The 25,183-nt window shown below is 40.0% G+C and carries 19 protein-coding genes and 2 pseudogenes; 8 read left to right on the top strand and 13 right to left on the bottom strand.

Going from position 1 to position 25,183, the window contains the following annotated elements:
* Positions 1 to 2: 2 nt before the first annotated feature.
* From NBH15_RS08665 to NBH15_RS08640, 6 genes are all read right to left on the bottom strand, one after another.
* A complete protein-coding gene (locus NBH15_RS08665; protein ID WP_250822470.1) occupies positions 3 to 1,517 on the bottom strand; it encodes a lipopolysaccharide biosynthesis protein in 1,515 nt (504 codons plus the stop codon).
* Positions 1,514 to 2,845, bottom strand: coding sequence for a DUF362 domain-containing protein (locus NBH15_RS08660; protein ID WP_250822469.1), 1,332 nt, complete (start codon positions 2,843 to 2,845; stop codon positions 1,514 to 1,516). The genes NBH15_RS08665 and NBH15_RS08660 overlap by 4 nt, the downstream gene beginning before the upstream one ends.
* Before the next feature lie 3 nt (positions 2,846 to 2,848).
* Positions 2,849 to 3,871, bottom strand: a complete 1,023-nt coding sequence (locus tag NBH15_RS08655; protein WP_207214387.1) for an ATP-grasp domain-containing protein — start codon at positions 3,869 to 3,871, stop codon at positions 2,849 to 2,851.
* Positions 3,858 to 5,123, bottom strand: a complete 1,266-nt coding sequence (locus NBH15_RS08650; protein WP_250822468.1) for a nucleotide sugar dehydrogenase — start codon at positions 5,121 to 5,123, stop codon at positions 3,858 to 3,860. The genes NBH15_RS08655 and NBH15_RS08650 overlap by 14 nt, the downstream gene beginning before the upstream one ends.
* Before the next feature lie 56 nt (positions 5,124 to 5,179).
* Positions 5,180 to 6,151: an SDR family oxidoreductase gene (locus NBH15_RS08645; protein WP_250822479.1), complete on the bottom strand. Its 972-nt coding sequence runs from the start codon at positions 6,149 to 6,151 to the stop codon at positions 5,180 to 5,182.
* A 401-nt stretch (positions 6,152 to 6,552) separates the two neighbouring features.
* Complete coding sequence (locus tag NBH15_RS08640; RefSeq protein WP_250822467.1) at positions 6,553 to 8,493, bottom strand: polysaccharide biosynthesis protein; 1,941 nt, start codon at positions 8,491 to 8,493, stop codon at positions 6,553 to 6,555.
* Between the two features lie 666 nt (positions 8,494 to 9,159).
* Here NBH15_RS08640 and NBH15_RS08635 point away from each other — a divergent pair.
* Positions 9,160 to 9,413, top strand: a pseudogene (locus NBH15_RS08635) (GNVR domain-containing protein); the annotation flags it as partial.
* A 25-nt stretch (positions 9,414 to 9,438) separates the two neighbouring features.
* On the opposite strand, the gene NBH15_RS08630 reads toward NBH15_RS08635, so the two are convergent.
* Positions 9,439 to 12,276: a bifunctional fucokinase/fucose-1-phosphate guanylyltransferase gene (locus NBH15_RS08630; RefSeq protein WP_250822466.1), complete on the bottom strand. Its 2,838-nt coding sequence runs from the start codon at positions 12,274 to 12,276 to the stop codon at positions 9,439 to 9,441.
* Between the two features lie 279 nt (positions 12,277 to 12,555).
* Here NBH15_RS08630 and NBH15_RS08625 point away from each other — a divergent pair, with 279 nt between their 5' ends.
* The 5 genes from NBH15_RS08625 (at position 12,556) to NBH15_RS08605 (ending at position 16,695) form a co-directional block, all read left to right on the top strand.
* Entirely contained in the window at positions 12,556 to 13,158 is a 603-nt protein-coding gene (locus NBH15_RS08625; protein WP_250822465.1) for a master DNA invertase Mpi family serine-type recombinase, read from the top strand.
* Positions 13,159 to 13,776: 618 nt separating this feature from the next.
* Positions 13,777 to 14,238: a nucleoside-diphosphate kinase gene (gene ndk / locus NBH15_RS08620; protein WP_128134635.1), complete on the top strand. Its 462-nt coding sequence runs from the start codon at positions 13,777 to 13,779 to the stop codon at positions 14,236 to 14,238.
* A 284-nt stretch (positions 14,239 to 14,522) separates the two neighbouring features.
* Positions 14,523 to 15,032 carry a DUF4494 domain-containing protein gene (locus NBH15_RS08615; RefSeq protein WP_044215177.1) on the top strand — a complete coding sequence of 170 codons (510 nt, stop codon included), beginning with the start codon at positions 14,523 to 14,525 and terminating at the stop codon, positions 15,030 to 15,032.
* Positions 15,029 to 15,697: a YggS family pyridoxal phosphate-dependent enzyme gene (locus NBH15_RS08610; RefSeq protein ID WP_007657822.1), complete on the top strand. Its 669-nt coding sequence runs from the start codon at positions 15,029 to 15,031 to the stop codon at positions 15,695 to 15,697. Before NBH15_RS08615 ends, NBH15_RS08610 begins: the two co-directional genes overlap by 4 nt.
* A 20-nt stretch (positions 15,698 to 15,717) precedes the next feature.
* Positions 15,718 to 16,695 carry a dihydroorotate dehydrogenase-like protein gene (locus NBH15_RS08605; RefSeq protein ID WP_007657821.1) on the top strand — a complete coding sequence of 326 codons (978 nt, stop codon included), beginning with the start codon at positions 15,718 to 15,720 and terminating at the stop codon, positions 16,693 to 16,695.
* Positions 16,696 to 16,752: 57 nt separating this feature from the next.
* Here the strand turns inward: NBH15_RS08605 and NBH15_RS08600 are convergent, their stop codons facing one another.
* Positions 16,753 to 17,079 carry a cupin domain-containing protein gene (locus NBH15_RS08600; RefSeq protein WP_250822478.1) on the bottom strand — a complete coding sequence of 109 codons (327 nt, stop codon included), beginning with the start codon at positions 17,077 to 17,079 and terminating at the stop codon, positions 16,753 to 16,755.
* A 170-nt stretch (positions 17,080 to 17,249) separates the two neighbouring features.
* Here NBH15_RS08600 and NBH15_RS08595 point away from each other — a divergent pair, with 170 nt between their 5' ends.
* Together NBH15_RS08595 and NBH15_RS08590 are read left to right on the top strand one after the other, a co-directional pair.
* Complete coding sequence (locus NBH15_RS08595; protein WP_010800092.1) at positions 17,250 to 17,615, top strand: MarR family winged helix-turn-helix transcriptional regulator; 366 nt, start codon at positions 17,250 to 17,252, stop codon at positions 17,613 to 17,615.
* A gap of 65 nt (positions 17,616 to 17,680) precedes the next feature.
* Entirely contained in the window at positions 17,681 to 20,137 is a 2,457-nt protein-coding gene (locus NBH15_RS08590) for a CoA-disulfide reductase (RefSeq protein WP_250822464.1), read from the top strand.
* Between the two features lie 142 nt (positions 20,138 to 20,279).
* Here NBH15_RS08590 and NBH15_RS08585 read toward each other — a convergent pair whose 3' ends face one another.
* The 5 genes and pseudogenes from NBH15_RS08585 to NBH15_RS08565 all read right to left on the bottom strand — a co-directional run.
* The gene (locus tag NBH15_RS08585; RefSeq protein WP_250822463.1) at positions 20,280 to 21,572 is read right to left on the bottom strand and encodes a DUF3472 domain-containing protein; all 1,293 of its coding nucleotides are present in this window, start codon (positions 21,570 to 21,572) and stop codon (positions 20,280 to 20,282) included.
* Positions 21,573 to 21,668: 96 nt separating this feature from the next.
* A complete protein-coding gene (gene serS, locus NBH15_RS08580) occupies positions 21,669 to 22,943 on the bottom strand; it encodes a serine--tRNA ligase (RefSeq protein ID WP_007657816.1) in 1,275 nt (424 codons plus the stop codon).
* A 79-nt stretch (positions 22,944 to 23,022) separates the two neighbouring features.
* A complete protein-coding gene (locus tag NBH15_RS08575; protein ID WP_128134629.1) occupies positions 23,023 to 23,556 on the bottom strand; it encodes a C40 family peptidase in 534 nt (177 codons plus the stop codon).
* Positions 23,557 to 23,579: 23 nt separating this feature from the next.
* Positions 23,580 to 24,797, bottom strand: coding sequence for an ATP-binding protein (locus NBH15_RS08570; RefSeq protein WP_250822462.1), 1,218 nt, complete (start codon positions 24,795 to 24,797; stop codon positions 23,580 to 23,582).
* A 119-nt stretch (positions 24,798 to 24,916) separates the two neighbouring features.
* A pseudogene (locus NBH15_RS08565) lies at positions 24,917 to 25,117 on the bottom strand (DUF1848 family protein); the annotation flags it as partial.
* Positions 25,118 to 25,183: the final 66 nt, after the last annotated feature.

Below are 25,183 nucleotides of genomic sequence, written 5' to 3'. Positions count from 1 at the left end.
AACTACTTTTTTATAATTGAAAGCAAAGCCTGTCTTTGAGACAAGCTAAACAAGAACAGAACAGAAAACAGCAAAGAGATTACTCCCGATACTAAAAGGGATAGGATAACCTCATATAAAGAAGTCGGAATAAATATGTAAAGTAATATATTTGAAACACAAATAGACAACACAACGACAAAGCTCAACTTGAAAAATACCCAAAGTATTGCACTCCCATTCTTTGGATACGACTTATTAAAGAAAAAGGAATTTATCCCATAACTCTGAACAATAATGATACATGCAGAAAAAGAAAGCATCCAAGCAACTTGATTCAATGAGTTACAATCAGAATAATAAACTAAAACCACCAGAACAAACACATTAAAACAACCTAATAAAACCGTATAAATAGCAGGTAATTTCACTTTATTCCATGCACGGTTTACAAAAGCATATATTCCAGCTGCTGCAAAAAAAGGAAGTGGTAATAGTTTTAACACAAACCAAAACGAATATATCACATAAGTCTCGCCCAGCCAATAGCAGAGAAAATACTTCCCATAACCAATTAAACATCCTACCATTATCGCAGTCAATGCCCCCACAACCATCGAATTAGTCAATGTCAATTTTTGTACTTCTTTATGTTCATGTCGTGAATAGGATATCAATATAATTGGACCAAACAAAGAAGACACAACACCTATGACTAACGTTACATACACACCTAACTCAGATATAGCCCCTAAAGCTCCCGATAATTCCGTTCCCCAATGTCGATTGACAATAATGTTATCCACTCGATATAATCCGACATCCCCCAGTTGGTGAATAATAGTCCAAAAAGACATCCCAACAATTCCTGACAAAGCCGACCTACTAAATAAAGATAATCGCAAACAGATTTCTTTGGGAGAATATTTTATAAAAGCGAACCAACTAAACAATAACACTAAAATTTCAGTACAAAGATTAGCCAATCCTACATACATAATATTTACATCAATGCATTCAAAAAATGATATTACAAGAATCAATTTTAACCCTATACGCATAATCTTAATGACATTCATTAAGTCTAATCTATTTTGAGCATATAACGTAATATTTAAAACTGAAGAATACAATGAAATAAAAAAACTAAATATTGTAAAACAAAATAACCACCGAGCGCTTTCAAGAAAGCTATCAGATATCTTAAATACAGCATCTATATTGGATATTATTAGATAAATAACAGGTAAAATCAATAAAATAATTACCCCCAAAAGAATAACAATCGTACTAAAAATAGAAGATGCTTTTCCAAAGTCTTTTTGCTGAATACTAATGGTATAAAAACGAGATAATGCCCCAGTAAGAGAACCTGTCAATACATTAATATACTGATTAACAATCAATGTTAATGGTACTAGTCCATAGGCAGCAAGTCCTAAGTGGGTAACTAAATAAGGTGTATAATATAAACCTACTAATATATTAACAGATAAATTAGCAATATTAGTAAGAAGATTACGCTGAATTTGAGTCATCTTTTGCTATCTTTATATTTCACCCAACCCGGTGGCATCTTAGCTGTTACAGCCCATTGATTAAGAGAATCCATACAAACTTGATTTCCATTCAGAAGTAAAATAGACTCCTCATCACCCAACTTTTGCTTTGCCGCGTTTAACAAAGGTATACAATCAATATCGAGCGAAAATAATTTTCCAGCAACGAGATCCATCAAATAGGAATTATTAGAGAATGCAATCACCCCCAATGGCAAAGGCTCCGGATTAAGTGGTCCATCCCCTTGTCCACAGATTATTCCATCGCACAAATTATAAATTTCGCGTTGTTTCTCATTAGACAGAGTACCATCCATTTTGCCATACTCCACTATAAGATTTAAATCCATAACCATTCGCCACACAGTATCATTACCATACCAACCAGCTCCCAAATTTTGTTCATTAGTCGGAAAAGATAATTTCCAAAAGGCTGTTGACATACGAGTAAAGCATCTATAAAAAGGTTTGCCTATACGTCGATTAGCTGTATCTAAACACCATTCAGAACATGAACGAAGCAGATTATACTCCGGATAACAATCTCCTCCATATCCCTTGGCCCCTAACCTGTGATGAGGTAGAAAATCTTTATCACCGTTCACGCCTACTAAAATTTTCATCGCATTTGTAAGACCTGCTTTTTGATGTGTTTTGATTTTTGGTAAAGAAATTACTATATCGACATCAAAAACGTCTTTTGCAATACAATATTTGTGTACACCTTTTCGATGAGAATTTACTAATCTATCTGGATTATAATTTGTTACTCTAAACCTATTCTCACTTGTAGTAATTGGTTCTAAATAGCTTTGAGTTCCTACATCAAAAATCACATAATTATCTAATGATATCCTCTCCCTTTGAATCTTATTATAAGCAATATCTATAATTGTTCTACGAAAATCTTTAATTTGAATATCTATTCCATATTCCAATGATAATTTTTTGACTTTATCAAGAAAATAAGATGAAAGCAAGCACTCCCATTTACATCCTTGTATTGGAGCATCAGCAATAAGAACTGATTTCGGTGATAATTTTAAAAATACAACTAAAACTGCTAAAATAAAATGTTCATTTGTACATAAACAAAACTCATCAGTTACTCTGATATTATGTCTCACCCAATTAGGCTTTAGTAATATTTTTTTCCCTCGAATATTTGACGGAACAATGAAAGGAGCTATTAATCCTTCGATTTTCGCTATTAACAACTCATCATCACTATATTTAGAATACATATTTGCTAAGGTCAATTCCTCACGCAAACTATATACAGTAGAAATATTGACAAAATTATCCATATCCTATAATACTTGTTTTATCATCCAGTCTTGTGGAATAAAATATCCCTCATGCCATTGCATATCGTCAGTCCAATATCCAGGACATTTGTCATAACCATACATCGAAAAACCGTAACTTACCTCTACTATTAAAGGTTCAGAGTTCTTGTATACAAAATCATAAGCAATACATTGTGAATGTATTCTCTTATTCACATTAAATGCAATTTGAACACAACATTCATCCTGCTCATTTTTTTCATAAATAATACAACCGCTACCTGAGGCTCTAAAATCTCCTTCTCTACAAAGCCTTTTAATAGAAAAAGCTTTATTACCAATAACAATGACACGAATATCGTACAAATTATTTGGTACAAAATCTTGAAAATAAACATATCCTTTTTCACGGCCATGCATACGTGAATAAACAGTGGGAACAAACAAACGAATAAATCCTTTCAATACATTCATAAAAGAACCTTTCCGTAAACAATAATTTCGATAAGCTTCTTTTATGTAGACACTCCCACTGTTTTGTAAAAAACCACGTCTAAATGCTTTATTTACTAAATGTCTTGCTTCAGATTTGCTATAAACAAGTCGCACATTAAAAGAACCTGCACCGCCACGTAACTTAAAAACTTTTGGAAAAACTGTTGTCTCAATCCAATCAAGTGCATCATTTTTTGAATAAAACACATAAGATGGAACAACTGGTGCCTCAATAGCTTCCAACAAATATTTTTGCCCTACCTTATCATCAAAATGCCACGTCGTATTAAAATCCGGAAATACTTTCTTCCCTGTTTCTTGCAAAGAATAAAGAAGTTGTTTCGCAAATAATACATCCTTGTAATTCGCATGGTGATGATGCCACATAAATGCCGTACAACCAGATACTTGTTCAACTATATCTGTATCATAAGCATTCACTATTTTGTAAGGAATATTATGCTCCTTGCAATAAGCAATCCATCGTACCGAAAAGCTATTTGGAGTATGGTGAATCGCTATCATTACATTGTCGTTACAGTCGTCCATCTACTGATTCCTTTTTATAGATTCCCTTCACATCAAATACGACAGCATTTTCTTTTGTCAAAAAAGAGAAATCCAATGACTGAAAGTTCTCATGAGCTACTGCTAACACCACAGCATCATACTTCTCCTTAGGAAACTTATTAGTTATTTCAATCTCATATTCATGTTTCACTATAACCGGATTAGCCCATGGATCATATACCGTAATATTCACATTATATTCTTTCAATGCATTATAAATATCTATTACCTTCGTATTACGAACATCCGGACAATTTTCTTTAAATGTAAAACCAAGTATTAAAAGATTAGAGTCCAATACTTGAATTCCTTTCTTCAACATTAGTTTCACGACTTGATTAGCCACGTATTCGCCCATCCCGTCATTCATCCGACGACCTGCAAGAATTATTTCCGGATTATAACCATAAGCCTGCGCACATTGAGCTAAATAATAAGGGTCCACACCTATGCAATGCCCTCCTACCAAACCCGGTTTAAACGGCAGGAAGTTCCACTTTGTGCTTGCTGCTTCCAACACATCTTGAGTATCAATACCCATACGGGTGAAGATCTTGGATAATTCATTCACAAAAGCAATATTGATATCACGTTGTGAATTTTCAATTACTTTTGCAGCCTCAGCAACTTTTATAGTTGGAGCCAAATGAGTACCGGCACTTATTACAGAAGCATAAACTTCATTTACTTTTTTTCCGATTTCAAAAGTAGAACCAGATGTTACTTTTTTGATTTTCTCTACTGTATGTAATTTATCACCCGGATTAATACGTTCTGGGCTATAACCAGCAAAGAAATCAACATTGAATTTTAAACCGGAAACTTTCTCCACTACCGGAATACATTCATCCTCAGTCACCCCCGGGTATACAGTTGACTCATATACTACAATATCACCTTTAGAGATTACTTTCCCCACAGTAGTACTTGCATTATACAACGGAGTTAGATCAGGATTATGATTCTGATCCACAGGTGTGGGAACTGCTACTACATAGAAATTACAATCACGAATATCCTCAATATCAGCCGTACATTTAAAACCATTAGCTATTGCTGATTGTAACAATTCATCTGAAACTTCCAATGTTGCATCATGTCCTGCCATCAAAGCATCTACACGAGCCTGATTCATATCAAAACCTACTGTTTTATATTTTGTCGAGAATAAACGAGCCAAAGGAAGTCCTACATAACCAAGACCAATTACGGCTATTTTCACTATATCCATAAGATTTTTAGTATTTATATGATAAAAAATGATTCAAAAAAAGAAGATGAAAAATATCAGATATTCTCCCAATACCATTTGACAGCCTCTTTCAGGCCATCACGCATACTAAATTTAGGATTATAACCAAGTAGGGTTTTGGCCTTGTCAACGCAAGCTAATGAATGAGGGATATCCCCCAATCGATTCGGACCATGAAAGATTTCAACCTTTGCTATCTCAGAATCATATTTACTCAAGTATTCTCTCAAATATTCGACTAATTGATTCAACGTTGTACGCTCACCATAGGCTGTATTATAAACTTGATTCACTGCTTCTGGATTGGATGTAGTCATGGCAAGCATATTCATCTGAATAACATTGTCAATATAAGTAAAATCACGACTGTACTCACCATCCCCATTAATAACAGGACTTTCGTGTGCCATCAATTTTTTTACAAACAGAGGTATAACCGCAGCATAAGTTCCAAACGGATCTTGTCGGCGACCGAACACATTGAAATAACGCAATCCGATACATTCCATACCATATGTACGAGCAAATACATCTGCATATAACTCATTGACATATTTAGTAATAGCATAAGGAGAAAGAGGTTTTCCTATTATTTCTTCTACTTTTGGTAAAGATTTACTATCACCATAAGTAGAAGAACTAGCTGCATATATAAAACGTTTTACTTTGCTATCACGAGCAGCAATGAGCATATTTAAAAAACCGCTGATATTTACGGCATTAGTTGTAGCCGGATCCTTAATAGAACGAGGAACAGAGCCCAAAGCAGCTTCATGTAATACATAATCTACATCTTCCACAGCCTTACGACAATCCTCTATATTACGAATATCACCAACTATTAATTTTAACGTTGCTGGATATTTATCTAACAGAGGAAGAAGATTTTCAATTTTCCCTGTTGCAAAATTATCCAAACAAACTACACGATAATTATGGGCTAACAAATGTTCACACAAGTTCGAACCGATAAATCCGGCTGCACCTGTCACTAATACAGATTGCATCATAAAGTTACTCAATTTTTAGAAAAATAGTTAGTACTCTATTTAAAACATATCTCTATTTTAGGAGACTCTAGCAGTGCACTAGCAGAGATACGTAAAATAATAAATGACTTATTAATACTGAGATAGGATTAATCCTATATTCAAGGACCTAAAAGCACAATAATCCCTACACCCGTTAAATATATTTGTGAAAACTTCCAGCTAGTTTTCAGATATCCCTTTTCGCAAGATTATTGTCTATCTGGTAATTCCCCATCCTTAGTAAAGGCAAACGCTTCTTTCCAAAACTTGTAGAGGTAATTAAGCTCTTTCGTCAGATAAGCGCTTTGTTCTACCGAATTCTTGACCAGTTCTGTTGTGAGATTCACATCCGAACTTAAATTTTTCAGATTTGACGCCTATAAATCCAACTTTTCAAACTCTGAATTCTGACTCTTAAACTCAGGAACAAAGCTTTTCATTTTTCTTACCATGTCTACAATTTCTACATTCAAGGACAGTTTTGACAAAATTTCAATACAACCTTCAACATCTTGATAGTTATATTCTCTAACATCAGCAATTCGAATTTTTTCATGGAGAGTCTCCTTCGTATTTTCCTTATGACTCAAAAGCTCCTCATACAATTTCTCACCTGGACGTAATCCTGTATACTCTATCTCAATATCCTTCCCTACTTTCATGCCTGAAAGTTCTATCATTCGCTGAGCTAAATCAGCAATCTTCACAGGTTGTCCCATATCAAATACAAAGATCTCTCCTCCATTCCCCATCGTACCTGCTTCCAAAACCAATCGACATGCCTCGGGAATAGTCATGAAATAACGAATTATTTCTGGATGGGTTACTGTTACTGGTCCTCCGTTATTAATCTGTTCACGGAAACGAGGTATGACAGAACCATTACTTCCCAAAACATTGCCAAAACGGGTCGTTATAAATTTTGTGCTACCTTGTACTTCACCTTTTATAATAGCCAAACTCAAGCTCTGTACATAAATTTCAGCCAAACGCTTGCTGCACCCCATAATATTAGTTGGATTCACTGCTTTATCCGTACTAATCATTACAAACTTTTCAACACCGTACTTTACGGCTGCGTCTGCAACCAACCGAGTCCCGTAAACATTCACCCGTACAGCTTCACAAGGATTCTCCTCCATCAATGGTACATGCTTATAAGCAGCTGCATGGAATACAATATGAGGATGCCAAGTACGAAAAACATAATCCAACCGGTCTCCATTTCGAACATCTCCTATCACAGGTACAAAATTCAAGTTAGGAAACTTATCTTCCAACTCTAAACGCAAATTATGCATCGGAGTTTCAGCCGAATCAAAACAAATCAACTTACAAATAGGAAAATGTGCTAACTGACGACAAATCTCACTGCCAATACTTCCTGCTGCACCTGTAACCAGTATCACCTTATTTTCAAGTAAGCAAGCGATCTCCTGCATGTTGATCTGAATTTCTTCACGTCCTAACAAGTCTTCAATCTTTATATCACGGATAGATCGTTTTATCGCACCGTTATGGACCTCTTCCATCTCAGGAACCACCAAAGTATGCAAAGAGATCTGTTCACAAAAGCGGATCAACCGATCTTTTTCTTGTTGTATAGTTTTGAGATTGGGAAAAAGTATACCGTCTAAAGAATTTCTGTTTACTAGCCGCAAAAGATCTTCGCGGGAAGCTATCTGATACACTGGCAATTCTGCTATACGGAAATTCCTTTTCTGTTTATTGAAAGTGAGAAAACCGGTAATACTGTAATCTTGCATAAAAATATGCCTTGTTGCTGTAGAAGCAATCATAACACTCTCATCTCCCGTTCCATAAACCAATACTTGTTTCCGCTTTTTCCCAAGCTGCAACAAAGCCATATTATATATGTTTATAATAAAAATACGGAATGTTACCAGCATTAGCATTGTAAGGACACAATCGATAAATAATCCGACCAGATAGACTTTCGGAGTAAACGAGGCTTTCAGAACCAGGAGTAATATACATAAAACCACCGATTTCAATATAGCCACTCCCCAAATTCTCCATAAACCACGTAAAGTAGAATGACGGATCACACCGTGATAGACCTTAAAAGTAAAGAAAGCAATCAAACTTCCGACCAAAGAGGCAAAACCTCCTTTTAAAATATCTTCCTGAGTATAGGAAACCCCTAGAAAGGACAATAGTCCTAATACACCTATTAATGAAACACTTAAAGATATGATCAGGTCAAAGCTGAAAATGATCCATCCATTGATATATCTCATTTTGGTAAAACGAGAGAAAAGGCGCTGTAAGCCCACGTAATGATTATTCATTTCCATTGGAAGAGTATAAATAAAATTAGTTTTGGAATTTTCCGAAAGACATAGGTATAGCTAATAACAGCTTTCGATCAGCCATTACCAGAACCTGCGGATTAACAAGATCAGAGAACAAGGAATAGATCACCAGAAAGGTGATTATCAAAAGATAGGACATTAATACTAGTTTATTTTTTACACAAAAAAGTTCGTCAGTCACATAGCTGCAACGACGACCCTGATAAAAAAATGATCCTTTTTAACCGCCGCAAAAGTATGCATTAATTTTCGAACAAACAAAATACAAAAAAATCATTAACCCTTGCCCAACAAGGTATAATGAAAAACCTAACACTTAAAATTAACAAAAAAAACTACTTTGTAAAGGTGATAAAGAGAATCATTATTAGCTACTTTTTCCAATATTCACACAAAAAGTCCAGAACCCGCATATATCATAGTATACAGACTTACAGAGACATACGGTATATAAATCAAATATTAAATCAGCCCCAATAAAAACATGCCATGTCATAAAACAATTCATTTAACCATTCAAGAAGGCAGACCTGATTAGCTAAAACAAATTATTCTCTATTCATTACTTATTTAATATTTTTTACCAATCGGCTGTTATCTTGCGATTTACAGAAAAACACATTTCGGAGAAGAACTGAAAATTATGGTTACCGGACAGAGTTGGAACGGTTGAAAAATGAGATGACACTGACATTCAATGTCTATAATACATTAGCACAAAAACAGGTACAGGATAAATTACGGGTACAGGAACAAACACCTGTCTATACATTATAGAACCGGCTTCCGTCCCCTTGAAAGCTTCAGCACCTAAAAAAGTACTGATCCTTATCGGTTGTATTTTTCTTGACCTGATAGCAATAAGCGGATATGTACTGATCAGAGACAGGCAAATATTCTGATCAGTACATATTCTTGTAGTCGGAATTACGACCGGCTGATCTGCAACCCCTTATCGGAAAGGCTCATCTCAACGAAACGGGCATTCGGATTATGCGGCGAAGCAGTCAGTTGCCTGCGTATTTGCAAGGCCGCATCCGGATCCTTGGCAACGATATACAGATAACCGCCTCCACCCGCTCCGGGTAATTTATATCCCAAGGCATACTCTTTAATCTGGGTGATAAGTGCCTCTACTGCCGGAGGATTTGTTCCGGAATCGAGAGCTTTCTTTTGTTCCCAGGTCTTTGCGATAAGTTTGCCGTAGGTTTCAAAATTACCGCACTGGATGGCTTCAAACATATCCAGGGCATGTGTTTTCATTTCTGAGAGCAGACGGAGATGAGTAGCACTGTTCAGGAACATCCCCTGCACGATCTCAGCCAGAATATTTTTTGCCGTACGGGTTATACCGGTATAATAAAGTAAATGACAGCCCTGATATTGCGGGTCTGTAAACAAATATTCCGGCAACCAGCGCACGGAAGGATTCTGGTTGAATCCCTCTCCCGTTTGTAAAAGTTTCAGCCCGTGCAATACTCCGCCATACTGATCCTGCCAGCCTCCGCCGGTTGTCAGCAATTGTTCCAGTATCAATGTACGGTACCCAATCTTACTTTTATCCCAGGCCAGACCGCAAAAATCAGAAATTGCACCCAGAACCGTTGCTGCCAGGATAGAACTGGTACCAAGTCCGGAACCGGCAGGAATAGCCGCCAGTAAAGTTACCTCCAACCCGCAACCAAAATTCTTCAACTGATCTTCCAGCGAAGGATAATGCTCTGCTGAAAATTCCGGGACAAAGCCGGCAAGTGCTAACGCTGCTTTCGGTATAGAGAAAGGAGAACCGATCTTTTTATAATCATGCAATTCATCCCAGGTTGAAACAACCTCCATAGCCCCCAGGTCTATGGAACGCAAAATAATTTTATATTCTTTCGATGGCTTGACATATACTTGCAACGGCGGCTGGCCATTCAGCTCGATGGCTACATTAACCACGTTTCCACCGGCATACATACAGTAAGGAGGTGTGTCAGTCCATCCGCCAGCCAGGTCGATACGTACCGGACTACGTCCCCAGACAATCTGATCGCGATAGACATTCAGGAAAGGAGATTGTTTTTCACGGGAAACAGACCCGATCAATCCTTCTCTCAACAATGAAAAAGCATCCTGTTGTTCCTCTTCATAAGGTTTCCCTTCCAGTTGCAATACACGAGCCCGGAACATCCGGTTATGTATTCGTTTCATTAAAGGAGCTTCAGAGGAAAGCACCTCAGGTAAAGCCAGATTTCCACCTGCAAATTCACGTGCAGCATCAGCAAGGTCCAACTGATAGAAGACACTTTTCTCGTGATTGGCAGCCAGCATCGGCCAGTTGGCATAACGGAACTTTTCACGCTGGGCAAACAACCGATCCAGACTCGCATAATCAGATAATTCATTCGCTGACATTTTCCGGGAAGTTTCCCATATCTTACGGCCATTTTCCAGTCCGGGTTCGGAAACCATCCAGCGTATCACCAGTCCTAATTCGTCCACATTTTTACAAACGGGGAACAACGGGGCATTCTGTAAATCATCAAATGGTTCGAATGTTACTCCCCTATCCTTTCCCCATTGAATGACAGAACATCCCATGAAAAGCGTTTTCTCATCGTCAGATGCTCCTTTAAACGGATCATTAAAACCATAAGGACGTGCTGCCCAGTCTTGCTTACCGACCGGAACGACATCGATACAAACACCGGACGGCAAATCCAATTCCCAGTTATTTACCGGGACACCGGTAATTATATGGCGGTTATCCAGTTTCCAATTCTTTCCTATATAACTGTTTTCAATCCATAACTCAGAGTTCTCGGCTGTCAGCGTCAGATCGATAGCTGCATTCTGCACGAACATGGCCGGATGAGGTTTAACCTTCCGGTGCATAATTGCTCGCTGGTCACGTACCAGATTCTGAACGGCAAGCGTAGAAGAGATCAGTTCACGACTCGTGCCATAATGGTAAAACTCTCCTCCTTCCAATGGTAAAATAGCCACACTTAACTGATTCAGTTCAGTATCGGCAATACGGGGATGTTCTCCCAATGCCAGCCCAAATTCAGAATACAGATCATAAGATTTCATAGTCTTCCCGTCGGCTGTATAAGAATGTTTCATCAGCAACTCCATTGCCCGGTCGCTAAGTAACCAAACCCCTATATCCATCAGGAAAAGATGTGTCTGTGCCAACTTCCCCAAATCATCCAAAGAAGGCTTCTGAAGCATAAAGTCCAGTTTATCGGGCGTCTGCCGGTCCGACACAAACACACCATGATTAGTAGCCAGGGCAGGATCGACCCACAATCCGTAACAAACAACATCCACATCCGGAATATCCTGTAACGGCTCACTGTTCCTTATATACACATCACCACTGGCAATCAGGGTATGGAGGGAATCCGGCGCTTTATGCATGATCTCCTCATATAAGGGAAGTTGCAGGGATAGCAGATTCTGTGATAACTTTTGCCCTCTTGCCCATCTGAAAACAGGTATCGGAGTCAAAATCTTTCCCGACGGGGCATATCCGGGTAACCGCCGGCTTTGACCGCCGGCATGCAACAAAATTCTTTTTTCTTTTGCCAGCCATTCCTTTACGGGTATTTGCGGTGCTTCATTTTGCCGGCATGCTTCGATCAACCAGGTTGTACCACCGCCGGAACCAAGCCGTGCCCCTACCGGGTCGGAAGTACAAAACCATTCATCCACATTTACTTTCGCTAGCTTGTGGAAACTATTCACCAAATTGGGCGGTAACGATAATAATTTCTTCATATTTATATATGTATCAGGAAACAATGAAATCATTCCTGCCTAGTTATTCTAATCTTTATCACAAAAGTAGTTTTTCCTTCCATTACGATCACACGTAAGTTAAATTTTAATTTAATTTCACCATTCAATATGCTATTGGTTTAAATTATTATATTCATATTTGTAGTGAAAAGCAACTTACATATCCAGTTGACGATAAAAAACGTTGGTTTTTACTAATCACCCCCTATCATTTAGTTTTCTAACGTATCTTTAGTTATTCATTTAATATTCAATTGTATGATATACGGTTATGTAAGAGTCAGTACTGACAAGCAGAGTACTGAAAATCAGCTATTTGAAATTGAAAAGTTCGCAAAAGCCAAAAGCATGCGTATTGATCGCTGGGTAGAAGAAACAATCAGTGGAACAACAGATGTTGCAGAACGGCAACTAGGTCGGTTAATCAAGCAGATCCGTAAGGGAGACATCTTGGTTACAACCGAGTTATCCCGTTTAGGACGTAACCTGATGCAGGTTATGAGCTTCCTCCATCAATGCATGGAGAGAGACATTTTCGTGATAACGGTAAAAGAACGCTATGAGTTGGGAAACAACATCAACAGCAAAATCCTGGCCTTTGCTTTCAGCCTGAGTGCCGAGATAGAACGTAACCTGATTTCCCAACGTACGAAAGAAGCGTTGGCACGAAAGAAAAAAGAAGGGACAAAACTAGGCCGTCCCAAAGGGGGAAAGTCAGAACAGTACAAACTGTCCGGTAAAGAAAATCAAATCCGCAAACTTCTGGAGGAAAAGAAAACCAGATTGTATATCAGTAAGAAGTTAGGAGTAAACAGACAAACTTTAAGGGATTTCATGAGGATGAACCCCGAATTGGACTGATTATAGAAATATTAAGTTTTTTGTCGCCCGAAGAACATGTATCCAAATTGTTAAACAATGCAATCCAGGTGAATAAAATCTAAGCTAAATTGTTTATTTATAGTTGTTTGTTCTAAATACAGAGGAAAACTTCGTATTGAAGTTCCTACTATTAATACTGTTTGTGTTCTGATGGAATATTTTATCCGCAATTACACACTCATTATTAGACTATTAGACACAATTATCAATCAACAAAAAATTAATTTTTAATGATTCACGTATCAGAAGCAAATAACAGGTCATCTTCGGACAAGACTGATATTTTTTTGAGTATAAAAAAGAGATTGTAAAAATTACACCAAGAGAAAAAATTCAAGGAATAAAATGACATGGATATGAGCATTTAAGTTAAAAGCAAAGGAGTTATTCTATAGCGCAGCAAGGGATAGAAAGAACAAAGACTCCAACATTCTACTTTAGTAAAAAATTATTTGTGTATTGAGAAAACTCCATTTTTTCATTTCACTTTTACACATTATTATACTATAAATTAACTAATAGTGAATAAATATACTATCTTTGGGATAAATTGCGCTAGTAGAAATATTCGTTGAACCTTATAAAAAAGAAAAGAGTATGGAAAGAACACTTGTAATATTAAAACCATGCACCATCCAGCGAGGTCTGATTGGTGAAATAATTGCCCGTTTTGAAAAAAAAGGATTGATACTGGAAGGCATGAAAATGACCTGGTTGACGGATGAAATTTTAAGCGAACATTACGCTCACCTGAAAGAAAGATCTTTTTTTCAAAGGGTTAAAGACGCAATGGCTGTATGCCCTGTGATCGTTTGTTGCTGGAAAGGAGTCGATGCGGTAAATGTAGTGCGTACGCTGGCCGGAGCAACCAATGGAAGAAATGCCGCCCCGGGAACCATCCGCGGAGACTACAGCATGAGTGTACAGGAAAATATCGTACATGCCTCCGATTCACCGGAAACAGCCGCAATCGAATTGAAAAGATTTTTCAATGAGGATGAATTATTTAGTTATGAGACAAAAAACCTGCTCAGTCTTTATGCGAACGATGAATTCTGAGAGATAAAGTAAACAAAAAGCCGGAAAAGAGAAATCATAGACTCTTTTCCGGCTTTTTTATTTCTACTATATCATCCTATCCTCACGAACCGGATGAACAACCTCATTACTAATCTAAAAATCTAATACCATGAAAAACACACTACATTATATAAACAAGCCCATTCTATGAAATGTTCCGAAAAAATAAAGAAATTACTTGCAGTTGTATTATTCCCGAATTGGACCTATATTTGTACTGTATTTTAAACATGAGTACAGATAAAAAATTAAAAGAAAACAATATGCACAGTTGGTTTGAATGTAAAGTCTCCTTTGAAAAAGTACTGGAGAACGGAATGCAAAAGAAAGTAACAGAACCTTATCTGGTCGACGCCCTCTCTTTCACAGAAGCGGAAGCCCGTATCATCGAAGAAATACGCCCGTTCATATCCGGCGAATTTACTGTTACTGACATCAAACGTGCCCGTCTTTCAGAATTGTTCTTCAATGAAAACGGCGACCGTTTCTACAAGATTAAAGTATATTTCATCACACTCGATGAAAAAAGCGGCGCTGAAAAGAAAACGGCTGCACAGATGCTTGCACAGGCTTGCACACTGAAAGAAGCCATCGCCGTACTGGAAGAAGGCATGAAAGGTACCATGGCCGATTACACAATCGCTTCGGTTACAGAAACCATGCTGATGGACGTATTCCCTTTCTCCGTCAATGATGACAAAACGCCCAAATCAGGAGAAGAGCTGATTGCCGAACAAAAAAAACAGGCTGAGGACAAAGCACAGGAAGCATGAGTATCTCCCAGAACATAGTACAGTTAAAGGCATCGCTACCGGCAAACGTCACATTGGTAGCCGTGTCCAAGTTTCATCCGGCAGAAGCATTGATGGAGGCCTACAATGCAGGCCAGCGTGTCTTTGGCGAAAGCAGGGCACAGGAGCTGACGGCTAAACAAAAAGTACTACCGGGTGATATCGAATGGCATTTTATCGGTCCGTTGCAAAGCAATAAAGTAAAAGATATTGCGCCATTTATCCATACAATCCATAGCATCGACTCGCTGAAATTATTACAGGAAGTAAATAAACAAGCCGCAAAAAACAACCGTATAATCCGTGTATTGCTGGAGATACATGTTGCTCAGGAAGAGACCAAACACGGACTAAGTCCTGACGAGTGCCGTGAGCTTCTGCAAAACGAACAACTTGCCGAACTAGGCAATATTCAGATATGCGGATTGATGGGAATGGCGACCTATACCGATGACATTGCGCTCATCGAACAGGAATTTCACATCTTACATGAACTTTTCAGCGAATTAAAAGCTATATATTTCATAGGAAATGATAATTTTGCAGTACTATCTATGGGAATGAGCCACGATTATCCGGTTGCCATTCGCCAGGGTAGCACCATGATACGGGTTGGAACCAGTATTTTCGGCGAACGCGAGTACTAACACATTAAATTGAATCTGACATGATTGACATTAAAACCCAATATGCGGGACTAACACTTCGTAATCCGTTAATTGTAGGAAGTTCAGGTCTGACAAACAACCCTGAGCGAAACAAGGAATTCGAAAAGGCAGGTGCCGGAGCGATTGTTCTCAAATCTCTTTTTGAAGAACAAATTGAAATGCAGAGCGATTCGCTTATGCAGGATTCAGACTATCCGGAAGCTGCCGATTATATCCGCGGTTATGTAAAAGCAAACCAGGTAAACAACTATCTGGAACTGATAAAAAAGACAAAAGAACAGTGTACCATTCCTATCATTGCCAGCATCAACTGTTACAAGTCTGATGTGTGGATTGACTTTGCCCGCCAGATAGAGCTGGCAGGAGCCGACGCACTGGAACTGAATGTCTATTTTCTTGAAACAAGTCTGGAATACAATCCCGACGAGATTCGTGACCTTTACGTCAACATCATCCGAAAAGTAAAGGAAACGGTTTCAATACCCGTTATCATGAAAATCGGGAAGAACGTCGGAAACATTCCGGCACTGGTCAATACACTAAAGGTTAACGGGGCAGATGGCGTAGTGATGTTCAACCGCTTTTACCAGCCGGACATCGACATCAACAATATGCAGATAGTATCGGGCAACGTATTCAGCAACCACTCCGACCTGAGCGACACAATCCGCTGGACGGCAATCATTTCAGGCAAGGTTCCAGGAATAAGCATCGCTTCGTCGACCGGTATCCACGATTGGGAAGACGTTATCAAATGCCTGTTGGCAGGAGCTTCTGCCGTACAGATGTGCAGCGCATTATATACTCATGGCGGTGAAATCATCTCACAGGTGCTTACCTGTATTGAAGAATGGATGCACCAGACACATTATCAGAATCTGGCACAATTCCAGGGTAAACTGAATTATGCCAATATCCCGGATCCGGCCATGTATGAACGTTCACAGTTCATGAAATACTTCTCAAACAGAGACTAAAAAACAAATCTGATAAAACAAAAAAGAGACAGGGTTCCGGCCTTGTCTCTTTTTTGTTTATTCCTTAATCATTGTCAGAAGCATTTTAAACCGTTGCACCGCTGTTAAAGCATGCGGTACATTGACAGGAAGCACCAATGACTCCCCTGCTTTCATCCGGGAATGATTTCCATCGACAACGATTTCCATTTCACCTTCCAGTATTTGTACCAAAGCATCAAAAGGTGCGGTATGTTCACTCAGTCCTTCCCCCTTATCAAAAGAAAACAGGGTAATGTTACCAGCTGCACTTTTCACGATTTGTTTGCTGACAACCCCACCCGCTGAATAATCAACCAAACTGCTTAAATCGACTACAACTCCTTTTTGAAATAATTTTTCCATATCTTTTCTATTTACTGGTTTATAATAATCCATTCTGTTTTTCTTAAAACAACGGATGAAAAACATTTGTTCTTAATTTTCCTTCAACAAGCCGGATAAAATATTTTCCACTAAACAATATCAATATTAAAAATATTATCTATCTTTGTTGCATCAATAAAGAATACGACATGGAAGCAATCTGCGTAATCAAAGACATATACAAAACATTATATCAGTTTGAAAAGGCTTTTTCAGACGTTCACGAAATTACAATCAACGAAGCAATGCTGCTTTGCTGCCTGAAAGACAACCAGCCCAAATCAGCAGGCACCATCTGTGAATATATCGGATTATCGAACTCACGTGTATCCAAAGTAATCACTTCCGTTGAGAACAAAGGCTTTATCGACCGTACGATGAGTAAGGAAGATAAACGGCAGATGTTTTTTTCTCTTACCCCGAAAGGAAAAGAAAAAGTACAGAAAATGATGAATGCCGAATTACGTTTCGACGGCCTGTTCGGAAAACTGCAACAATGCATGGAAAAGGGATAATCCCTTTTTTTGCCTATTTATTTTCCATTAGAAAATATGTATAATAACAATAATAAAAAAGTAAGATGAAATATTTAGTAATCGGAGGAGTAGCCGGTGGAGCAACAGCCGCCGCACGTCTGAGAAGAATGGACGAAAATGCAGACATTATCCTGTTTGAACGGGGCAAATATGTATCATACGCCAATTGCGGACTACCTTATTATATCGGTGGCGTCATTGCAGAGCGTGATAAACTGTTCGTACAAACTGCCGAAGGTTTTACCGCCCGTTTCAATATTGATATACGAACCGAGCAGGAAGTAACCGTTATCCATCCCAAAGAAAAAAACGTTGAAGTGAAGAATCTCCGCACCGGACAGTCTTATACCGAAAGCTATGACAAACTGGTACTCTCTCCGGGAGCCGAACCTTTGCGTCCCGGCATCGAAGGTATCGACAGCAAAAAGATATTCACCCTACGCAACGTACCCGATACCGATACGATCAAAAAGTATATAGACCGGGAGCATCCCCGCCATGCAGTAGTTGTAGGCGGCGGATTCATCGGACTCGAAATGGCCGAAAACCTGCACGACCAGGGTCTTGATATCGCCGTTGTCGAGATGGCTAACCAGGTAATGGCTCCGCTCGATTATTCAATGGCCGCTATCGTACATCAGCAACTGATTGAAAAAAAGGTAGACCTGCGTCTGGAAGACGGCGTATTACGTTTTGAAGAGACAGACGGAGGTATCATCGTCCACCTGAAGAGCGGCAAACAGATTCCGACAGACCTGGTTATCCTCAGTATTGGTGTACGCCCTGAAACAAAGCTGGCCAAAGAAGCCGGACTGGCCATCGGAACCCTGGGAGGAATTGCCGTAAACGATTATATGCAGACCTCCGACCCGGACATTTATGCCCTGGGAGATGCTGTCGAAGTGCTCAATCCGGTAACAGGCAAACCGGCTTTAATCCCGCTAGCTGGTCCGGCGAACAAACAGGGACGTATCGTAGCCGATAATATCGTATTCGGCAATCGCGAAACTTATAAAGGTACGATAGGCACTTCTATTGCCAAAGTGTTTGATATTACGGTCGCTGCCGCCGGTGCCAATGCCAAGTTACTGAAACGGGAAGGCATCCCCTATCAGTCATCATACACCCACTCGGCTTCTCATGCCGGTTATTATCCGGGAGCCGTTCCGATGTCTATAAAAATAGTATTCTCACCGGACAACGGACAGTTATACGGTGCCCAGATTGTCGGATTCGACGGAGTAGACAAACGAATCGAAATGCTTGCCCAGGTAATACAACGCAAAGGAACAGTCTACGACCTGACCGAACTGGAACAGGCCTACGCACCTCCTTATTCGTCAGCCAAAGACCCCGTCAACATGGCTGGTTATGTTGCAGAGAATATCCTTACCAAAAAGGTCGAAACCATTAACTGGCGCGACATAGCACAGTTGGGTAGCAATACCCTGTTGGTCGATGTACGCACTGCCGACGAATATAACCTGGGTTCCATACCGGGAGCTATCAATATCCCGGTCGACGAACTGCGTAGCCGCCTGCCGGAACTGCCAACCGACAGACCAATCGTAGTGACTTGTGCCATCGGATTGCGCGGATATCTGGCTTACCGCATTTTGGTTCAGCATGGTTATAAAAATGTAAAGAACCTGTCGGGAGGATTCAAAACATGGAGTGTAGCAACAGCTGGAATAGCTTCCAAACAAACAGAAGGTAATTCCCAAACAGCGAAGACACCAAAAGCGTCTACTGCCGCCGCGTCTTCTTCTCCCTCACAACAGACCATCCGGATTGATGCCTGCGGTCTTCAATGCCCCGGTCCTGTCATGCAGCTGAAAAAACATTATGCTAAAATAAATACAGGCGACCGTCTTCTGATAACCGCCACCGACCAGGGATTCGGGAAAGATGTAGCCGCCTGGTGCAATATGACCGGAGCGCAGCTGGTCGGAGTTGAGAATAAATCAGGAGTCATCCATGCCACAATCGAAAAAGGCGAACCTAAAAGTTCCTGTAAAATGGTGAACGGTGCGGACAACAAGACGTTGATTGTATTCAGTGACGACCTGGATAAGGCCCTTGCCTCCTTCGTTATTGCCAACGGAGCCGCCTCGACCGGCAAGAAAGTAACCATGTTCTTCACTTTCTGGGGACTGAATGTCATCAAGAAACGGCAGAAACCGTCTGTTTCAAAAGATATATTCGGCAAAATGTTCGGCTGGATGCTTCCCGCCCACAGCGGTAAACTGAAACTGTCGAAAATGAATATGGGTGGTGCCGGAAGCTGGATGATGCGCCTCATTATGAAGAAAAAGCATATCGACAGCCTGGAAAGCCTCATCGCACAAGCCGCAGAGAACGGTGTCGAAATGATAGCCTGCACCATGAGTATGGATGTGATGGGTGTCAAAAAAGAGGAACTGATGGACAATGTCACGCTTGGCGGAGTAGCCACTTATCTTGAACGGGCGGAAGATGCAAACGTAAACCTGTTCATCTAAACATTCCGGTTCTTTCCCAAAGGATATATCCCCCATAAAAAAAGCATATATGTTTTGCGTTTAAAACATATATGCTTTGCTTACAAAAGTCCCTTATTTTGATTTCAAAGGTCCTATGCTTTTTTTCTTGACAAATAAGCCTCTATTTCAGGGGTAATGTCGTTACGTCAACATCCGGAGCAGTTCCGTTCGGCTGACGTGTAAAAACAGATTTGAACTCTGTATTATCATTGAAGAAACCGCCGTTACGGAGGAAGAACATATTATCTTCCACCCCACCGGCATAATCCTGGCGGACACCGGCACGAGCAGTGGCATCATAAGTGAACATGCCTTCGATAAGCTCTTTCCACTCTCCTTTAGCCGTACGGGCCCATTGGTTTCCAAAATGCACGCTGCGTTCCAGATAACCTTGGCCGGGCATAAAGTTTTCAAGGAAAGAATGTGCTCCGGTGTACCATACGTTTGTCTGCGGCCGCAAAAAACCAGCTATCAACCGCCACTCGCCCTCTTCAGGAGCAAAGAACCAGGCATAATAGGCCGTATTCCCTTTACCGTCCGGATGAACACGGGTAATGACACGATAAGTTTGTCCGGCTTTCCAGGGGTATTTCAGATAACTCTGTCCCCCCGATCCTTCGTTACCGAACTCTCCGATATGTACATCTTTTCCCTGCGCCAGCAGCTTGATGCGGTGGTCTTCCGGTATCGCTTTCGGGTCGTCCGTTTCAAATGGGCTCCATACGGAAAACAAGACACGGCGTTCCGTATCGCTATTCGCCTGGATACCGCAATAACCTTCACCGAAACCATTCGTCATAAAGTAACTGCCAATCTTATCTTCTCCCTCCGGAACCGTTATTTCATTGTAGAAATATTCGACCGATTCTTCCGGCAATGTATATTTCATATGTACGGAAGGTCCGCGCATTCCCCAGTAAGGTTCAAAGTTACGCACAAAATAAAGAGGTTCCTGCGCAGCCGGCCCGTCTATCAGCAGTTCGGAGATATTGGCAAACTGAGCGCCTTCTTTCTTTTCTCCCTGCAAATCCACACGGATATACCCCGGTTCCGTAACGGATACCTTCCCTACCGGAATAACCGTTTCCTCTGCTTCAGTCACTTTTACAGTAAAGCTTTTTCCTCCGAAAGTAACCTTTACAGTCGACGGTCCGTCTGCCGCTTTCCCTTTCAGGAAAAGATTCAAATCACCGGGCTGGCTGGTTTTAAACCACGCCGACAGGACGGCATCCGTCCCCGTCCACGATTTAATACCATCGGTCGAAACCTTCGCACTCTCTTTTCCGGCAGTCACATAAGTGTTTCCGCCTAACGGAACCGATACCGCCTCAGCCGACAGTTCCATCGGTTTACTCTGGCAGCTGCACATCAGGACAGCTATGCCGAACAGGATAATTTGTTTAATCTTATTCATTCTTATTTTAGATTTAAAGCAAAAACGGGACAGAAGTAAACCTCGCTACTTTCTGTCCCGTTTTTCTATTTATTGTCCGTAGATAAACTAAGATAATTATTTAATCATATCGAAACCTGTATAAGGAATCAACGCTTTCGGAATGCGGATACCTTCAGGTGTCTGATTGTTTTCAAGCAATGCAGCAACGATACGCGGCAAAGCCAAAGCACTGCCGTTCAGCGTATGGCACAGTTGTGTCTTTTTGTTCTCATCACGATAACGGCATTTCAGACGGTTAGCCTGATAATTATCGAAATTGGAAACAGAACTTACTTCCAACCAACGTTTCTGAGCTTCCGAATATACTTCGAAGTCGAAGCAAAGAGCGGCAGTGAAACTCATGTCGCCACCACACAGACGCAGGATACGGTACGGAAGTTCCAGCTTCTGGAGCAGACCTTCCACGTGGTCCAGCATTTCCTGATGAGACTGCTTAGAATGTTCCGGTTTGTCGATACGAACCAGTTCCACTTTAGAGAACTCATGCAGACGGTTCAAACCACGTACATCTTTACCATAAGAACCGGCTTCGCGACGGAAACATTGTGTATAGGCACAGTTCTTGATAGGCAACTGTTTCTCATCGATAATCACATCACGGTAGATATTGGTTACCGGCACTTCGGCAGTCGGTATCAGATAAAGGTCGTCCACTTCGCAATGGTACATCTGTCCTTCCTTATCCGGAAGCTGACCGGTACCGAAGCCGGAAGCGGCATTTACCACGGTCGGCGGCATGATTTCCATATAACCGGATTTGCGTGCCTCATCCAGGAAGAAGTTTATCAAAGCACGCTGCAACTGAGCGCCCTGTCCTTTATAAACCGGAAAACCGGCACCTGTAATCTTCACACCCAGGTCAAAGTCAATCAAATCATATTTTTTAGCCAATTCCCAATGAGGCAGTGCATCCTTCGGCAGTTCTGTTTCCATACCGCCCATTTTTTCTACCACATTATCTTCAGCAGCAACGCCTTCGGGCACTTCATCGTAAGGCACATTCGGAATTGTATAAAGCAGGTTCTGCATCTCTTCCGCAGCCTGATCCATTTCAGCCTGAATACCCTTGCTCAGTTCCTTGATTTCGGCAACACGCTTTTTAGCAGCTTCGGCTTCTTCTTTTTTGCCTTCTTTCATCAGGCCACCGATTGCTTTCGACAGCGAGTTAACCTCTGCCAGGTTTGTATCTAATTGATTCTGTGTACTACGTCTTTTATCGTTCAGTTCAATCACCTTAGCGATGCTTTCTTTTGCACCCTTAAAGTGTTTCTTCTCCAAACCACGAATCACGCGGTCTGTTTCTTCCGTAATCATTTTAAGCGTCAACATACTTGCTCTATGTTTATTTATTTTGAAATGCAAAGATACATAAAAAAGCAACTTCCGCTCAGATGTTTACAAAAATATCTCACTTCACCCGTCCTCCCGTTATCCAGCTCCGGGTATAATAAGGTTCGCTCAAGCTGCTGACCATTACTCCCCTGGAAGTACTGGTGTGGATAAACTTCCCGTTCTTCAGATAAATTCCTACATGGTTAGGCGTCTTTTTCTTGCCTCCTCCTGTCTTAAAAAACACCAAATCGCCTTCCTGCAATTTGCCACGGCTGACTTTCTTACAATTATATTTCAGCATATCTGCCGACGAACGTGCCAACTGTTTTCCATAAACCTCGCGAAACACAATCGCCACAAACCCGGAACAATCCACGCCCCGCTTGGTACTTCCTCCCATTCGGTGAGGTGTCCCCAGCCATTTCGCCCCTTCATTATAAAGAAAGATATTATCATCCGGCGTAATACGCACACCATATAAACGTGACAATTCTTTCGGCCCTTTAAAATCAGCCGGAAGCGCCACACGTTTCTTACTGCCGCAGGATGTCAGGACCAGTACAAACAGATACAGCCAAAGATATGATATAATGAAATTCTTGCGCGTCATAGATTATGCATTAAAAATGTATATTAAAGTTTTTCACTCAACAGGAAGTCAGCTATATAACAATGTTTCACCCCCTCTATATTTTCCCGGAAAAAGTCATCCATACTTACCACATATTTGGGATAATGGTCACTGATAGACAGTAACGGAGCAAACTCCCGTTCAATGGTAGTAGAAGATGATAGCTGATAAGTAACCTGTACATATATTTTCTCATCACGAAGAATGGCCACAAAATCAACTTCTTTATCATCTTGCTTACCCACATAAACATCGTATCCCCTACGCCTTAATTCCAGATAAACCAGATTTTCCAACAGACCAGCAATCATCCGGTCTTTATATCCCATCACTGCATAAATCAACGACAAATCACTGACAAAATATTTTTCATTCGTTTGTAAAACATCTTTCCCTTTTACATCATAACGAGGTACACGCTGAATAATAAATGCACTTTCCAATGCATTCAAATAATTATAGACCGTATTTAAATCCACCTTACGATGCTGACTTTTGAAATAATCTGCTATATTCTTCGCATTCAGTTTATTACCAATATTATCAAATGCAAATTTCACAATGCGTTCCAGCAGCTCAATATTTCGGATATTATTCCTTTGAACTGTATCACGCAGAATCACAGAAGAATAGATATCGTATACTATTCTATAAATAGCGTCATATGTATAATCAGCCGTATGAATAGCCGGAAAACCACCGGAACGAAGATATTTAATAAATTCCTCTTTCATATTCACATCATGCCCTCCTAAAACAATATCATGAAAACGAAGATATTCTTTAAAAGAGAGTGTCATGATATGAAAACTCACATAACGGCCGGTAAGATAAGTTGCAAGCTCCGAAGACAACATATTTGAATTGGAACCCGTAACATAGACATCAGAGTTAAAATCAACCAAAAAGGAATTAACGGCTTTCTCCCACTCCGCAACAACCTGTATCTCATCCAATAAGATATAATAGGTATCCTTATCCTCAATACGGGAACGGATATAACTATACAATATCTTTGAATCTTGTATATCTATCCATTCAAAACTTTCAAAATTCATATAAATAATATGGTCTTCAAGTACTCCGCGTCGCAGCAGTTCATCCTTCAACAAACGCAGAATAACAGATTTGCCGCTTCGCCGGATACCGGTCATAACCTTAACAAAAGGTTTATTTATGAATGGCTCTATTTGTTCTCTATATGAATCTCTACTTATCATGTGAATAGTTTTTAGGGATATAACCACAAAGATAATAGATTTTCCAAAAGTTTTTAGGGTTATAACCCTAAAAACTATACAATACTACAACTTTATTAAGGGTATAACCACAAACACCATCACATTCCAACGATCGATTCAAAGTAAGGATTCTGTTTGTGTCGGTTATAATTAGCTTCCGCTATCATTTTTGAAGAGTTTGCATAACAATACTCACATTTATGCGGACAGGTATTGTAGATGCCAATATCTTTACTGGCTATGCATCCGCAAAACAATCTTTGTCCCTTATCCTTGTTCGAAGGATTACTCTTTCCTCCAAAAAGTTCCAATTGAACATTCTCGGGATGATAGCCGATAAAATACAATTGTTTTTAGTTACAAAT

The sequence above is a fragment of the Parabacteroides caeci genome, assembly GCF_023656795.1.
In the GTDB taxonomy this organism is placed as follows: domain Bacteria; phylum Bacteroidota; class Bacteroidia; order Bacteroidales; family Tannerellaceae; genus Parabacteroides; species Parabacteroides segnis.
This window is presented reverse-complemented; position numbering and strand designations above follow the sequence as displayed.